A 14,125-nucleotide genomic window follows, 5' to 3' on the forward strand; every position below is an offset into this window, starting at 1 on the left:
TCCCGTCTTCTCCATTCAATAAGACACAAGCAAGGCAGACCCGTCCTCACCAAATTTCGGCTTTACACCGAGAAGGGCGGCCGAGCGGCGGATGATCTCGCCGACCATCGGCGCGGCGTTGAGGCCGGCGGTGCGCCCCCCGCCCTCGCCCGTCTGCGGCGCGTCGATGAAGGTGAGGACCACATATTTCGGGTCGTCGATCGGGAAGGCGGAGAGGAAGGCGTTGAAGTTCTGGGTGTTGGAATAACGGCCGCCGACGACCTTGTTGGCCGTGCCCGTCTTGCCGCCGACATTGAAGCCCGGAACGAGCGCGCGGCGGCCGGAACCGTCGTTCGCGTTGAGCTTGAAGAGGTAGCGCATCTTGTCGCCGGTCTCCGGCTTGACGACGACCCTGGCCACCTCGTTGGCCTCCTCCACCGTGCGCGGCAGGAAGGTCGGGTTGATCAGGAGGCCGCCGTTCATCAGCGCCGCGGCGGCCACCGCCGTCTGCAGCGGCGTCGTCGAGACGCCGTGGCCGAAGGAGATGGTGATCGAGTTGATCTTCTTCCATTCGCGCGGCTGCGTCGGGGTCTTCACCTCCGGCAGCTCGGTTTCGAGCCGGGTCAGAAGGCCGAGCCGCGTCAGGAACTCCTTGTGGCCGGCAATGCCGACGACGTCGGCCATCTTGGCCGTGCCGATGTTGGAGGAGTACTGGAAGATCTCCGGCACGGTCAGCACGCGGTGCTTGCCGTGGAAGTCCTTGATGGTGAAGCCGCCGATGCGGATCGGCGCGCGGGCGTCGAAGCTGTCGGTGATCTTCACCTTGCCCGAATCGAGCGCCATCGCCGTCGTGAAGCTCTTGAAGGTGGAGCCCATCTCGAACGTGCCGTTCGACATGCGGTTCATCCAGCCTTCCTTGGCGCCTTCGGCCGGGTTGTTGGGATCGTAGTCCGGCACCGAGGCCATGGCGAGGATCTCGCCCGTATGCACATCCATCACGACGGCGCCGGCGGCGATCGCCTTGTATTTCTCCATGCCCGTCGCCACGACGTCGCGCACGATGGCCTGGACGCGCAGGTCGATGGACAGGCGCACCGGCTCCAGCTTGGCATCGCTCGTCATGCCGATCGCGGCGAGGTCGGCGAGCCCCTGGTTGTCGATATAGCGCTCCATGCCGGCAATGCCGCGGTTGTCGATGTTGACATGGCCGACGATGTGCGAGGCGGTGACGCCACCCGGATAGAAGCGGCGCTTTTCCGGCCGGAAGCCGACGCCGGGAATGCCGAGCGCCAGGATGCGGCTCTGCTGCTTGGGCGTCAGCTGGCGTTTCAGCCACTGGAAGCGGGATTTCGAGGTGAGCTTGCGGTAGATGCCGCGCCGGTCGAGGTCGGGCATGACGGTGGCGAGCATTTCCACCGCCTCGTCCGCATCGACGATCTTGTGCGGCTCGGCATAGAGCGAGACGGTGCGGATGTCGGTGGCGAGGATCTCGCCGTTGCGGTCGACGATGTCGGGGCGCGAGGCCATCAGGTGGTCGGCGGGGCCGATCGAGGACACGGTTTCGGGCGAGGCCATGCCATATTGCACGAGGCGGCCGCCGATGACCGCATAGACCATGCCGAAGCAGCAGATGATGACGGCGACGCGGCTGCGGGCCTGCGAGCCGGAGCGCTTGCGCGTTCCCTCGAAGGCATGGCCGCCATTGCCGGCCGCGCGGTTGTTGTTGCCGCCGGCGCTGAAATGCGCCTTGCTCTTGAGGTCCATGATGCGGGAGAGAAACGACATCAGTTTGCCACCGATCCGGTTTGGATTGCGTCCGTGCCTTTGGCTTTCTTCTTGTTCTTCTGGGCGACCTTCTCGTCCTTCTCCGGCGCCAGCGCCGGCAGTTCGGCCGTCGGCATGGGCAATTCGTTCGGCTGGGCGAGCTGGGTCGATTCGGTCGGCACGAGCTTCAGGTCGGCCTCGAAGGTCTTCACCAGGCGGTTCAGGCGGTTCGGCTGGGTCAGGAGAGCCCAGTCGGCCTTGAGGAGGTCGATCGTGTCCTCCTCCAGCTTGATCTCGGCGTCGAGCTTGCGCACCTCTTCCAGCTTGTTCTCGGCCTGGTGCTTGATCGAATAGGTGACGGTGGCGGCTGCCGTCATGACGGCGATCATCACGACATCAAGGGTACGGAACATCACTCAGCTTCCCATCTTCGCAAGGTCGGCAAGGTTCGGCAGGTTGAAAATGGACAGATCATCCGTCCCGGCGGGGGCGCTCGTGCGCTCGCCTGCCCGCAGCTTCGCGGATCGGGCGCGCGGATTGACCGCACTCTCCTCGTCGCCGGCCGCCACCATAGGGCGCCCGACTGGTGCGAAGGTTGCGGCCTTGTCGTGGACTTGCGGCAGATGCCTGGAGCCCGCCGCCTTGCCGGCGCGATCCTGGAAGAATTTCTTGACGATCCGGTCCTCCAGCGAGTGGAAGGAGACGACGACCAGCCGCCCGCCCGGCTTCAACACACGCTCGGCGGCGAAGAGGGCTTCGGCAAGTTCGCCGAGCTCGTCGTTGACGAAGACACGCAGCGCCTGGAAGACGCGCGTCGCCGGGTGGATCTTGTCCTTCGCCTTGCGCGGCGTCGTCAGCTCGATGAGGTTGGCGAGCTGGCGCGTCGTGGTGAAGGGTTCCTTCTCGCGCGCCTTCTCGATGGCGCGGGCGATGCGCCCGGCCTGCTTCTCCTCGCCGAGGAAGCCGAAGATGCGGATGAGATCGGAAACCTTTGCACGGTTCACCACGTCGGCGGCCGAAACGCCGGCGGCCGACATGCGCATGTCGAGCGGGCCGTTCTTCTGGAACGAGAAGCCGCGCTCCGCCTCGTCGATCTGCATGGAGGAGACGCCGATATCGAGCACGACGCCGTCGAGCCCGCCCGCGGGCGCGTGCTCGGCAAGCTCGGAAAAGCGCGAATGGATGAGGGTCAGCCGGCCGCCGGATGCTTCGACCAGCGCCTTGCCGCCGGCAATGGCGTTGGGATCGCGGTCGAGCGCGATGACGTCTGCCCCCTCGGCAAGGATGGCGGACGTATAGCCACCCGCGCCGAACGTGCCGTCGAGGATGACCTGGCCGGGTTTGGGCGAAAGCGCCGCGAGGACCTCGGAGAGAAGAACCGGAATGTGACGGACCGGTCCGCCATCGGCATCAGAAAAACCTCCGCCAAGATCCGCCGCCATTCCGATTCTCCGTCTTACCCCAAGCCCAGACCTCGCGTCCTGAACTCTTCCCGGGCAGCCGCCTGCGTGGCTAGGAATGTCTGCGGTGCCCAGAGCTGAAAATGATCCGCCCGACCGACAAAGGTCACCTCCGCGGTGATGCCCGTATAGTCGCGGATGAAATCCGTGACCGGCAGGCGCCCTTCCGAATCGAGCTTCATGAAGACCCCGCCCCCGTGGACCAGGAGCGACATCCGGTTGGCTTGCGGCGAAAGAACGTCCTCGCTGGCGATCTGGCGCTCGAAACGATCGAGCAGATCCAGCCCGCCGACGCTGATCGCCGGAAACAAGAAATCCTGGAAGCAGTACAGCTCCCGGATGTCGCGCTGCGACAGGACGGAGCGAAAGGCCGACGGAACGGAGACCCGCCCCTTGGCATCGATCCTGTTTGTCGCATTCGACAGGAACCGGTTCATGACGCGATACAGCCGCTTCCAGAGCCCAGGCGCTGTGCATCCGCCCCGGCCGACCCAACACAACACCGCGCACGCAAGCCAGCCCTGATGCGTCGCCTACGCGCCGCACCGTCCCCAGCCGGTTAGCCTCAAAGCTTTGCGATGATCGGACGCTCATGCGTCCTCGTGCAGTGTGAGTTTGGGATATCATGGGACCATATGGGCGTCAATGGGAAGTGACCTCGTTCCCCGTGATGAGACCGTCAAATGTTTATAAGGCGTTAAGTTTAACAAATGGTTAGGAAAGCCCTGCCAACGCCTTGTATTTGCGTGGGTCGGAACACCGCAGGCGTGCGTTTCGGCACGCGGCAAGCCATGCGCGAACCCCAAGGAATTCAGCGCATTAACGCGTCATGAAAAATCGTTCTTCAGGGGAGAGATTTTTGCCAGTTGGCCTGTAAGCCGGGTTCTGTATGGCTCCGGCTTGCGCCGGAACGTGGCAGCCATTCATCTGGGACCGGACTTGCGCCCGGCCTCTTGCAACCCACCCGGATGACCGGCCCGGAAACGGGCTGAAGCGCTTGCGCGCTTCGCGTCATCCCTATTCGGTTTTGCTCCCGGTGGGGTTTACCGTGCCGACCATGTCGCCATGGCCGCGGTGGGCTCTTACCCCACCCTTTCACCCTTACCTTCCGGGGAAGGCGGTTTGCTTTCTGTGGCACTTTCCCTGGGGTCGCCCCCGCCGGACGTTATCCGGCACCGTGTTTCCGTGGAGCCCGGACTTTCCTCACCCTGCGGCCTTTCGGCCCTTGCAAGGCGCGGCTGCCCGGCCAACTGGCAGGCGCTGACTAACCGATACGGAAGGGAAAGACCAGTGTCTTAGCGGAAATGAACCGCGAAATCCGTCATGTAGTCCGGTTCGTCCATCTTCCCGCGAATCACCAGGTCCGCGCCGATGCGGCCGATCTCGTCGGAACTCTTCGCCGCCGCCCCGTTGCCGCCGGTCAGGAGCGCGATGCGGTCGCTCCCCACGAAGCCGGCATAGGGATAGCCATGCACCGTATAGGTCGTGACGCAGGGCGCGGAGACAAGGCGGACCGGATCGAGGTCGGGAATGGAGCGTGCAAGCAGGCGCTTCAGATGCACGATCGCCTCCGGGCGCCCCTCGCCGCGGAACCAGTCGCGAATCGCCTCTTCCTCCTCGATCTCCACCTCGGTCGGATCGCCGCCGATCTTCAGGTAGGAATGGCCGTCCGGATAGACGATCGGCGGCAGGAAGTAGAAATGATCGGCAGGGCCGGCGCTCTCGTCGATCCAGGACGGCATGGTGCGATAGGCCTCCGCCTGCTCGGGCGACAGCTGCGCCAGCACGACGGTGCGCGCCTTGATGGCAAGCGCCGGTACCTTCGGCAGGAGCCCCGGTGCGCGGGAGAAACCGCCGGTCGCCACCAGCACGCGCCCGCCGGTGACCGTGCCGCCCGCCTTCAACGCCACCGAAGCGCGGTCGCCGGCATCCGTCACCGACAGGGCATCGTCGGAAATGGAGACGCCGCCGGCCCTTTCCATGCAGGCGACCTGCGCCGCGACGAGCTTGCGCGGGTCGATATAGCCGGCGCCCTCCATCTCGAAGACGCCGGCGGAACTTTCCGGCAGGTCGAACCAGGGGAACCGCGCCCGCAGCGCCGCCCGGTCGAAAAGCGGCGCCTCCAGCGCATGGCGCTTCACCACCGCCTCGACCGCATTGAGGAAATCGCCGCCGGCGGGGCCGCTGATCAGGCAGCCCGTCTCGCCGTAGAAGCCTATGCCGCTCTCCGCCTCGATGGCGCGGTAGCGGGCGATCGACCGCTTGGCGAGCAGCGCCCAGTCCGGGTCCTGGTCGATCGTGCGGGTGATGCGGCCGCTGTCATAGTGGCTGGCGAAGACGCCGTCGTGCTTCTGCCAGTCGGCCGGCTCTCCCCGACCGACGAGCGCAACGGAAGCGCCCGTCGCCGTGAGGTGGCGCGCCGCCGCCGCCCCCATCATGCCTCTGCCCACGACGACGAAATCGAAATGCCGATCCATGCCCTACCCTCGCTTTTCACCGGTGGCATAGCATGGCCGCGGGCCGATTCCAGCCCGCGAAACGTCGCGCCGGTCAGTCGATGATGCTCTGCACCTTGCCGCAATAGCGCTTGGAGACCGGGTTCATGCGCTTGGCGCCATGGCCGGCATTGTAGCGCAGGATCGTGCCGCAGGTCGTGCCGCCGGAAAGGTCGTGCGCCATGGCGAGGTACTTCATGCCGAACTTGATGTTGGTCTCGGGATCGTAGAGGCCCTTGGCGCCGCCGCGGTAGCCCATCATGCGCGCCGTCGCCGGCTTGATCTGCATGAGGCCGATCTCGCCTGCGCTGCCGCGGGCGCGCGGGTTGAAGTTGCTCTCGACGCGCACCACCGCATGGGCGAGGTCGACGGGCACGCCATAGGCCTTGGCATAGGTCTGGATCAGGCCGGAATAGCCGGCCGTCTTGCGCTCCGCCGACAGCGGGTTCTCCGCCTTGGGATAGCCGGTCGTGCTCTTGTAGGTCTTCAGCCTGCCGACGACCACGCCGTCCTTGTCGATGACGGTCTTGCGCTTGGTGCTGCGCTTGCTGGAAACCTTGCGCGGCTTTTCCTTGCCGGCGGCCTCCTGTTTTTCGGAGGTCTGGAACAGATACTGTTTCTTGGCCGGGCCCCGGGAAGGTTCGGCATGCGCCGTGGCGGCGGAAAGAACGGACACACAAAAGCAGGCCGCACCGAAGGCGGCAAGAAGTCTTCTCATCTAGTCATCGTCTCCAAAAGGCGCAAAGGCAGAGCCCCGGCCCGCGGCATCTCAAGCCGCGCAGCCCGCGCAAACGTCTCGATCCTCATTGATTGCGATCAGGCCCTGACCGCATGCTGCGCTGCAATGAACGCAGGCGGAAAGAACATGCCCAATCGGGTCAGGATGTGGCGAAACGGTAAACTTCTGTTACAGGCCGTAATATTCGAATATTCGGATAGGCTGTCAGGCGGCCAGCCGCGGCAGCGCGGAAAGCAGACGGTGCAGCGTGTCGATGGTCGAAAAATCGGCAATGCCATCGACGCGTTCCGGCCGGAAATGGCGCTGGAAAGCGGCGACGGCGCCTTCCGTTTTTTCCGAGTAAACCCCATCGATTTCAGTGCCATAGCCGTAAAGCGACAGCATGGTCTGGAGGGCTTCGACCGGCTGGCCGGCATCCCCCTTCTGGAAGAACCGCCCGCCGGCGATCGGCGACGGCGCCACCCAGTGCCCGACCCCTCCGGCATGGAGACGGTCCCAGGGGAATTTTTCACCCGGATCGACCTTGCGGACGGGGGCCACGTCTGAGTGCGCGAGCACCCGTTCGGGAGCGATCCCCCATCTCCTGCCACAATCGAGACACAGTTCGACGACCGCATCGACCTGCGCGTCGGGAAACTCCGGCAGCCCGCCGGGATGCCCGGCATTGGCGATCTCGATGCCAATGGAAGCCGAATTGATATCGGTCTCGCCCTTCCAGAAGCTTTTCCCCGCATGCCAGGCGCGGTCCGCCTCGCGCACGAGCTGCTCGACGCGCCCGTCCTCGTGCACGAAGTAGTGACAGGAGACCTGGCTTTCCGGCGCGCAGAGCCATTTCAGCGCACCGTCCGCGGTTTCCATGCCGGTATAATGCAGGAGGATGATATCCGGCGTGCGCCCGCCCGCCCGCGCGCCAAAGTTCGGCGACGGCGCGGCGGTCGCACCAGGGTAGTCACATGTGAATGCGCTCATGCAGCGCAGCGTTCCTTCTCGATCGCCTCATAGGCAGCGTTGAGCGCGGCCATGCGGTCGTTCGCAATCTGACGGAACTCGGCCGGCACGCCACGCGCCACCAGCCTATCAGGATGGTGCTCCGAGGCAAGTACCCGGTAACGCTTGCGGATTTCCGCGAAGTCGTCGCTCGGCTTGACACCCAGCACCTTGTAGGGGTCGCGGCCGCTGACATGGACGTGCCGCGCCGTGATCTGCTCGAAGCGCTCGTCCGCCATGCCGAAGATCTCGGCGACGCGGCCGAGGAAGGCCATCTCCTTCTCGTGGATCAGGCCGTCGGCCTTCGCGATATGGAACAGGCCGTCGACGATGTCCTCGAGGATCGGGCAATTCTTCTCGCAGGAGACGCAGAGCGCCTTCATCTTCTCCGCATAGGCCTCGTAGCCAGCAACATCCTGGCGCGCGAGGTTGTAGAGCCGGGCGACATTGGCCGCCTGGTTGTCGGGATATTTGAAGATGTCCTTGAAGGCATCGACCTCGGCGGTCGTCACGATGCCGTCCGCCTTCGCCATCTTGGCGGAAAGCGCGATCATCGCCACCGAGAAGGCGACCTGCTTGCGGGTTTCCGGGTCGCCCTCGAACAGCGTGCGCACGGCCTCGACCACGCCCGACAGCACATTGCTGGCGGCGTCCGAGACCATGCCGACGAGGCGATCCCATACGGCACTGATGAAGCAACTGGGCGAATTCTGGAACATAAGGTGATCTTGATCAGACAATTGCAGGGAAAGCAAGGCAGGAAATGGCTGGATGACAAAATTTTGATGCCCCTCAATAAGTGGAGGCATCAAATTTTCCGGGCGCCCGGTTTTCGCCTGTGGAGCATGAGAGATATCCGTCATGGAGTGCGGATAAGTTTGCCGCGCCGTTCCCCTGTCGGGGATTCTGCGCTAGAGCAACTGCACCATCGAGACGGGCTGACGCCGAGGAGGAATTATGGCCAAGCAGAAAGTCGCAATGCTGACCGCGGGCGGGCTCGCCCCCTGTCTGTCATCCGCCGTCGGAGGCCTCATCGAACGCTACAGCGACATCGCACCCGACATCGAGCTCGTCGCCTATCGCTCGGGCTACCAGGGCCTCCTGCTTGCCGACCGCATCGAGATCACCCGGGAGATGCGCGAGAAGGCGCCCCTCCTCCACCGCTATGGCGGCTCGCCGATCGGCAACAGCCGCGTCAAGCTGACCAACGCTGCCGACTGCGTGAAGCGCGGCCTCGTCAAGGAAGGCGAGAACCCGCTGCGCGTGGCGGCCGAACGGCTCGCCAAGGACGGCATCACCATCCTGCACACGATCGGCGGCGACGACACCAACACGACGGCGGCCGACCTTGCCGCCTATCTCGGCGCCAACGGCTACAACCTCACCGTCGTCGGCCTGCCGAAGACGGTCGACAACGACGTCGTGCCGATCCGCCAGTCGCTGGGCGCCTGGACGGCCGCCGAAGTCGGCGCGGGTTTCTTCGACCATGTCAGCAACGAGCAGAGCGCAGCGCCGAAGACCCTCGTCGTGCACGAGGTGATGGGCCGCCATTGCGGCTGGCTCACCGCCGCCACGGCGCGCGCCTATATCCAGAAGACCGGCGGCAACGACTATGTCGACGGCTTCATGATGAACAAGCAGCTCAAGAACATCGACGGCCTCTACCTGCCGGAGCTGGACTTCAACCTGGAAGCCGAGGCCGAGCGCCTCAAGGGCATCATGGACCGCGCCGGCTTCGTCACGCTGTTCGTCTCGGAAGGCGCCTGCCTCGATGCCATCGTCGCCGAGCGGGAAGCCGCCGGCGAAACCGTCAAGCGCGACGCCTTCGGCCATGTGAAGATCGACACGATCAATGTCGGCAACTGGTTCTCCAAGCAGTTCGCCGCCCTTCTCGGCGCCGAGCGCTCCATGGTGCAGAAGTCCGGCTACTATGCCCGCTCCGCCCCCGCCAACCGCGACGACCTCCGCCTCATCCAGAGCATGACCGACCTTGCCGTCGAAAGCGCGCTCAACAAGGTCTCCGGCGTCACCGGCCATGACGAGGGCCAGGGCGGCAAGCTGCGCACCATCGAGTTCCCGCGCATCAAGGGCGGCAAGCACTTCGACACCTCGGCAAAATGGTTCGGCGAAGTGATGGACACCATCGGCCAGAAGTGGAAGCCGGCGGCATAACGCCTTCCCGCGAAAACGCTGCTTGACGGCGAAAATCCGTAGTGGCTTGCTCCCCGGATCGCACTCGATCCGGGGAGTTTTCATGTCCTTCGAACATTGGCTTGCCTTCGCCGCCGCCTCCGCCGTCATGCTGGCCATTCCCGGCCCGACCATCCTCCTCGTGATCTCCTATGCGCTCGGCCACGGCCGCCGCACGGCGGGCGCCACCGTCGCCGGCGTCGCGCTCGGCGACTTTACCGCCATGACCGCCTCGATGCTCGGCCTCGGCGCGCTGCTCGCCACCTCGGCGACGATCTTCACCGTGCTGAAATGGGTGGGCGCGGCCTATCTCGTCTGGCTTGGCGTCAAGCTGTGGCGCGCGCCCGTGGCGGCCGGCGCCGAGGGCGCGGCCCCGGCGGAGGAAAAACCCCTCCGCATCTTCGCCCATGCCTATGTGGTGACCGCGCTGAACCCCAAGAGCATCGTCTTCTTCGTCGCCTTCCTGCCGCAGTTCCTCGACCTCTCGCAGCCCGTCCTGCCGCAGATGGTGATCTTCGAGGTCACCTTCCTCGTGCTCGCGACGCTGAACGCCTTTTCCTACGCCCTGCTCGCCGCCGCAGCCCGCAAGACCATCCGCAAACCCTCGGTCCAGAAGGCCGTCAACCGCACCGGCGGCACGCTGCTGATCGGCGCCGGACTGCTCACCGCCGGCCTCAAGCGGGCGACCGCCTGACGCATGGCCAAGCCTACGGGTTGCCGCTTCGCGCCCGATCGGCTATGGACGGGGCACGGCCACGGCCGATTGATTTGCAAAGACGGGGGCGCTCCGGCGCCCGCGCACCCCGGCAAACCGAGAGCGACGACCATGGCTGATACCCCCGTTTCCCGTCCGGCACGCATTGCCACGCTTGCCTGCGCAGGCCTTCTTGCGACGCTTGCCGGCTGCGCCAGCGTCGCCGACGACGCGACCTCGGCGCGGACCGTGACGCCCGCATCGGCGGAGACCACGGATATCGCCGCCGCCGACGGGACGACGACGGAAGTCTCCTATGCCGCCCTGCCCGACGCCAAGCCGGGCACGGAAAACACGCCGGACGCCCTGCCGACGCCGATCGCCGTCGCGGCCGACACCGCGGATACCGCCGTTCCGGTCTCGGCCCTTGCGGAAGCCAGGCCCGTGACGGGCGCAGCCGCGGCCACTGCCGCGCTTGCCGGCAACGAGGCCGCAGGCGTCGCGACCGCGACGCAGCAGGGCTTCGACACCGTCATCGGCGTTTCCGTCATGGAACCGGGCTTCGACAGCGGCGAGCCGGAAGGCCTCGAACAGCTCGTCGCCAGCCGCAAGATCGTGCCGATGGCAAAACCCGCGCTGGTCAGCAACGCCGTGCTGACGACGGAGACCCGCCTCCTCGTTCCGCAGGCCGAGCAGCCGTTCAAGAAGTCGGGCACGCCGATCGACGCGCTCATCAGCAAATATGCCGCGCTCTACGGCATACCGGAATCGCTCCTGCACCGCGTCGTCAAGCGCGAAAGCACCTACAATCCCAAGGCCTACAACCGCGGCCACTACGGGCTGATGCAGATCAAGTACGCCACCGCCAAGAGCATGGGCTACGAAGGCCCGGCCGAAGGCCTGTTCGACGCCGAGACGAACATCAAATATGCCGGAAAATACCTGCGCGGCGCCTGGATGGTGGCCGACGACAAGAATGACGGCGCCGTGCGCCTCTATGCGGCCGGCTATTACTACCATGCCAAGCGCAAGGGTCTGCTCGACGAGACCGGCCTGAGGTAAGGACTTGCCCCTCATCCGGCTGCCGCCACCTTCTCCCCGCAAGCGGGGCGAAGGGGATCGCGGAGCGGGTTTCCTCCCCATTGTTGCCTGAGTATCGGTGTCCGTACGATTTGCGGGAAGCCGGGTCGGCATAGGCCTTCTCCCTGCCTGCGGGAAGAAGGTGCCGGCAGGCAGGGAGAAGGGCAACCGCTCAGCGCGCGTCCTTAAGCCAGAACGTCATCGACTTTTCCGTCTCCTCCGCCTCGCCGATATCCTGCCAGGCGAGCAGGGTGCGCAAATCCGCGCGCCGTTCATAGCCGCGCTTTCCCCAGAATTCATCGAGCGGAACATAGTCCGCCGGCCGCAGCGGGTGATCCGCCGGACGGTCGACGGCGCAGAAGGCGCACCAGTCGAAGCGGCCGAGGCGGCGGGCATAGGCCTCGCGCTCCTCGAAGAACCGCACGCCGAGCCCCCTGCCCCGATAGGCGGAAAGCAGCACGGATTCGCCGAAATAGAAGACCTTCGCCGGATCGATGCCCGCGGCAACGAACGGCACGCGGAAAACCTGCGAAGCGTCCGTCATCGGCACGCCCGTCGAGGCGCCGACGATGCGCTCGCCGTCCAGCGCCAGAACGAAGAGGCTTTCGGGCGATTGCGCATAGGTCGCAAGATAGGAGGCCTCGTAGTCCTCGCTGCCTTCGTAGAGGTAGGGGAAGGCGCGAAAGACCTCGATGCGCAGGCGCGCGAGGTCGGCGATATGCGGCGTCACGGCCGTGCCATGGACAATCTTGATCTGCATGATCCGTGAATATTCCCAGCGGTTTGAACAATGCTATAAGGCGGTCGGGCTTCGCCCGAAAGCATTTCCGGCAAAACTGCGGAGCGGTTTTGCGTCCGGAGATGCTAGAGGACAAGGAGATGGAGCGTTTTCGCGATTCGGAGAAAAGCGGAAGCGATCCGGAGCAACGATATGAGGGATGACATGCCGGCAAAAGAGACGATCCGCGCCTACTACGATGCTTTCAACAGGCAGGACATGGAGGCCTTCTTCGACCTCCTGCACGAGGACGTCATCCACGACATCAACCAGGGCGGCCGCCAGGTCGGCAAGGACGCCTTCCGCGATTTCATGGCGCACATGAACCGCAGCTACCGCGAGACGCTGACGGACATCGTCATCATGTCGAACGACGACGGCACGCGCGGGGCGGCCGAATTCACGGTCAACGGCCAGTATCTCGCCACCGACGAGGGCCTGCCGGAGGCCAACGGCCAGACCTATGTGCTGCCCGCCGGCGCCTTCTTCGAGATCCGTGACGGCAAGGTCGCGCGCATCTCCAACACCTACAACCTCAACGACTGGATCGCTCAGGTCGGCGCCTGACCGGCCTCGAGGTCCGCCGCGTCCAGGATGTCGAGGACGCGTTTCACCAGCGGCTGGGGCCGGTAGCCGAGTTTCGACGGCGTCAGCCCCAGCCGGATCACCGCAAGCCCCTTGGACGGGATGATGGCGGCTGACTGTCCGTCGTGCCCCAGCATCCAGAAGGTCCCGTCCGGCAGGCCGTAATCCGCATCGCTCCGATCGCCCGGGCCTTTCGTCCAGGTCTGCATATGGCTGTAGGCCCCGCCCGAGGCTCTCGTCGGCATCGCCATGGCCCCGACGAAACCGGCCGGCAGCAGCCGGTTGCCCTTCCACACCCCGTCGTTGAGCAGGAAGAACGAGAAGCGCGCCCAGTCGCGCGCGGTGGCATACATGTAGGACGAGCCGACGAAAATGCCGGTCTCGTCCGTTTCCATGACCGCGCTCGCCATGCCGAGCGGTGCGAACAGCGCCCGCGCCGGGAAGGACAGCGCCTGGCTCCGGCCGCCGAGCGCGCCCATCCAGATGCGTGACAACAGCACCGCCGTGCCGCTGGAATAGGTGAAGCGCTCGCCCGGATTGGCATCGAGCGGCAGCGACAGCACGAAACGCGACATGTCCGGCTCGAGGAACAGCATGCGCGTCACATCCGCCACGCTGCCGTAGCTCTCGTTGAAGGCGAGCCCGCTTTCCATGGCCAGGAGCTGGCCGAGGGTGATCTTCGAGCGGCCGTCGCCGCGCCATTCCGGGAAGAGATTGTCCATGGCCGGCGTCAGGGCGCCGGCCTGCATCAGCCGGCCGACCAGCGCCGCGTTGACCGACTTCGTCATCGACCAGCCGAGCAGCGGCACCGCCTGCGAGAAACCGTCCGCATAGGCTTCCGCGACGATGCGCCCGCCATGCACGACGACGATCGCACGCATGCCGGGACCGGCAAGCGCGGGATCGGCAAGAAGCGCGGCGATGCGCGCGTCCTGTGTCACCGCCTCGCCATCGGGCCAGGCGGCGGCCGGGTCCGCCGGCGGCACCTTCGGCAGGGCGACATCGGAAACCGCCTGCCGCGCCGCCTCGAAATCGCCGTCCGGCACGCCGGAGCAGCCGAACCCCTCGTGCCAGGCGGCGTAACCCGGGGCGAAGAGGCCGAGGAGGTGCGTCGTCACCGTCTTGCCGGCAAGATCGACATCCTGCCGCATGAGCTTCAGGAGCGGATGGCCGGGCGCCTGCACGTCCTCGGCAAGCACCTGTTGCGGGTCGCGACCGGAAATGAAGACGCTGGAGCAGACGATCTTGGCGGCATAGCCCGAACCGACGCTGAGCAGCGCGGGCGGCGATACGATGAGCCAGCTCGCCCCCACCAGCACGAAGAGGGCAAGGAGGGAAAGCGTCCAGGCGGCAAGCCTGTAGAATCGTCTCATA

14 protein-coding genes and 1 other RNA gene are annotated in these 14,125 nt (G+C 65.5%); 4 read left to right on the forward strand and 11 right to left on the reverse strand.

The features are described 5' to 3' along the window. Nucleotides 1-15 precede the first annotated feature (15 nt). The 9 genes from MUU56_RS08005 to MUU56_RS08045 form a co-directional block, all read right to left on the reverse strand. Nucleotides 16-1,764, reverse strand: a complete 1,749-nt coding sequence (locus tag MUU56_RS08005) for a peptidoglycan D,D-transpeptidase FtsI family protein (RefSeq protein WP_244766790.1) — start codon at nt 1,762-1,764, stop codon at nt 16-18. Continuing rightward, nucleotides 1,764-2,156, reverse strand: a complete 393-nt coding sequence (gene ftsL, locus MUU56_RS08010) for a cell division protein FtsL (RefSeq protein WP_244766791.1) — start codon at nt 2,154-2,156, stop codon at nt 1,764-1,766. Before ftsL ends, MUU56_RS08005 begins: the two co-directional genes overlap by 1 nt. Nucleotides 2,157-2,159: 3 nt before the next feature. After that, nucleotides 2,160-3,185 carry a 16S rRNA (cytosine(1402)-N(4))-methyltransferase RsmH gene (gene rsmH, locus MUU56_RS08015; RefSeq protein ID WP_244766792.1) on the reverse strand — a complete coding sequence of 342 codons (1,026 nt, stop codon included), beginning with the start codon at nt 3,183-3,185 and terminating at the stop codon, nt 2,160-2,162. Between the two features lie 14 nt (nt 3,186-3,199). Then, nucleotides 3,200-3,640, reverse strand: coding sequence for a division/cell wall cluster transcriptional repressor MraZ (gene mraZ, locus MUU56_RS08020; protein WP_244766793.1), 441 nt, complete (start codon nt 3,638-3,640; stop codon nt 3,200-3,202). A gap of 421 nt (nt 3,641-4,061) precedes the next feature. Further along, nucleotides 4,062-4,457, reverse strand: an RNA gene (gene rnpB, locus MUU56_RS08025) — RNase P RNA component class A. 41 nt (nt 4,458-4,498) lie between these two features. Continuing rightward, nucleotides 4,499-5,680 carry an NAD(P)/FAD-dependent oxidoreductase gene (locus MUU56_RS08030; RefSeq protein ID WP_244766794.1) on the reverse strand — a complete coding sequence of 394 codons (1,182 nt, stop codon included), beginning with the start codon at nt 5,678-5,680 and terminating at the stop codon, nt 4,499-4,501. Between the two features lie 73 nt (nt 5,681-5,753). After that, nucleotides 5,754-6,416, reverse strand: coding sequence for a lytic transglycosylase domain-containing protein (locus tag MUU56_RS08035; protein WP_244766795.1), 663 nt, complete (start codon nt 6,414-6,416; stop codon nt 5,754-5,756). 225 nt (nt 6,417-6,641) lie between these two features. Then, nucleotides 6,642-7,406, reverse strand: coding sequence for an N-acetylmuramoyl-L-alanine amidase (locus tag MUU56_RS08040; protein WP_244766796.1), 765 nt, complete (start codon nt 7,404-7,406; stop codon nt 6,642-6,644). Then, nucleotides 7,403-8,143: a J domain-containing protein gene (locus MUU56_RS08045; RefSeq protein ID WP_244766797.1), complete on the reverse strand. Its 741-nt coding sequence runs from the start codon at nt 8,141-8,143 to the stop codon at nt 7,403-7,405. The genes MUU56_RS08040 and MUU56_RS08045 overlap by 4 nt, the downstream gene beginning before the upstream one ends. A gap of 238 nt (nt 8,144-8,381) precedes the next feature. Between MUU56_RS08045 and MUU56_RS08050 the strand changes: the two genes are divergently transcribed. The 3 genes from MUU56_RS08050 to MUU56_RS08060 all read left to right on the forward strand — a co-directional run bounded on the left by MUU56_RS08050 (nt 8,382) and on the right by MUU56_RS08060 (nt 11,370). Then, entirely contained in the window at nt 8,382-9,596 is a 1,215-nt protein-coding gene (locus tag MUU56_RS08050; protein ID WP_244766798.1) for a pyrophosphate--fructose-6-phosphate 1-phosphotransferase, read from the forward strand. A gap of 82 nt (nt 9,597-9,678) precedes the next feature. Continuing rightward, nucleotides 9,679-10,308 (forward strand): LysE family translocator, encoded by a 630-nt coding sequence (locus MUU56_RS08055; RefSeq protein ID WP_244766799.1) that lies wholly within the window; start codon nt 9,679-9,681, stop codon nt 10,306-10,308. Nucleotides 10,309-10,440: 132 nt separating this feature from the next. Continuing rightward, nucleotides 10,441-11,370 (forward strand): lytic transglycosylase domain-containing protein, encoded by a 930-nt coding sequence (locus MUU56_RS08060; RefSeq protein ID WP_244766800.1) that lies wholly within the window; start codon nt 10,441-10,443, stop codon nt 11,368-11,370. A 190-nt stretch (nt 11,371-11,560) separates the two neighbouring features. Here MUU56_RS08060 and MUU56_RS08065 read toward each other — a convergent pair whose 3' ends face one another. Continuing rightward, entirely contained in the window at nt 11,561-12,148 is a 588-nt protein-coding gene (locus MUU56_RS08065; protein WP_244766801.1) for a GNAT family N-acetyltransferase, read from the reverse strand. A gap of 183 nt (nt 12,149-12,331) precedes the next feature. On the opposite strand from MUU56_RS08065, the gene MUU56_RS08070 reads away from it, so the two are divergent. After that, nucleotides 12,332-12,733, forward strand: coding sequence for a ketosteroid isomerase-related protein (locus tag MUU56_RS08070; RefSeq protein ID WP_064332563.1), 402 nt, complete (start codon nt 12,332-12,334; stop codon nt 12,731-12,733). Here MUU56_RS08070 and MUU56_RS08075 read toward each other — a convergent pair. Next, nucleotides 12,718-14,124, reverse strand: a complete 1,407-nt coding sequence (locus MUU56_RS08075; protein WP_244766802.1) for a serine hydrolase domain-containing protein — start codon at nt 14,122-14,124, stop codon at nt 12,718-12,720. The genes MUU56_RS08070 and MUU56_RS08075 overlap by 16 nt on opposite strands. Nucleotide 14,125 lies beyond the last annotated feature (1 nt).

This window comes from Shinella yambaruensis, assembly GCF_022899355.1.
In the GTDB taxonomy this organism is placed as follows: Bacteria; Pseudomonadota; Alphaproteobacteria; order Rhizobiales; family Rhizobiaceae; genus Shinella; species Shinella yambaruensis.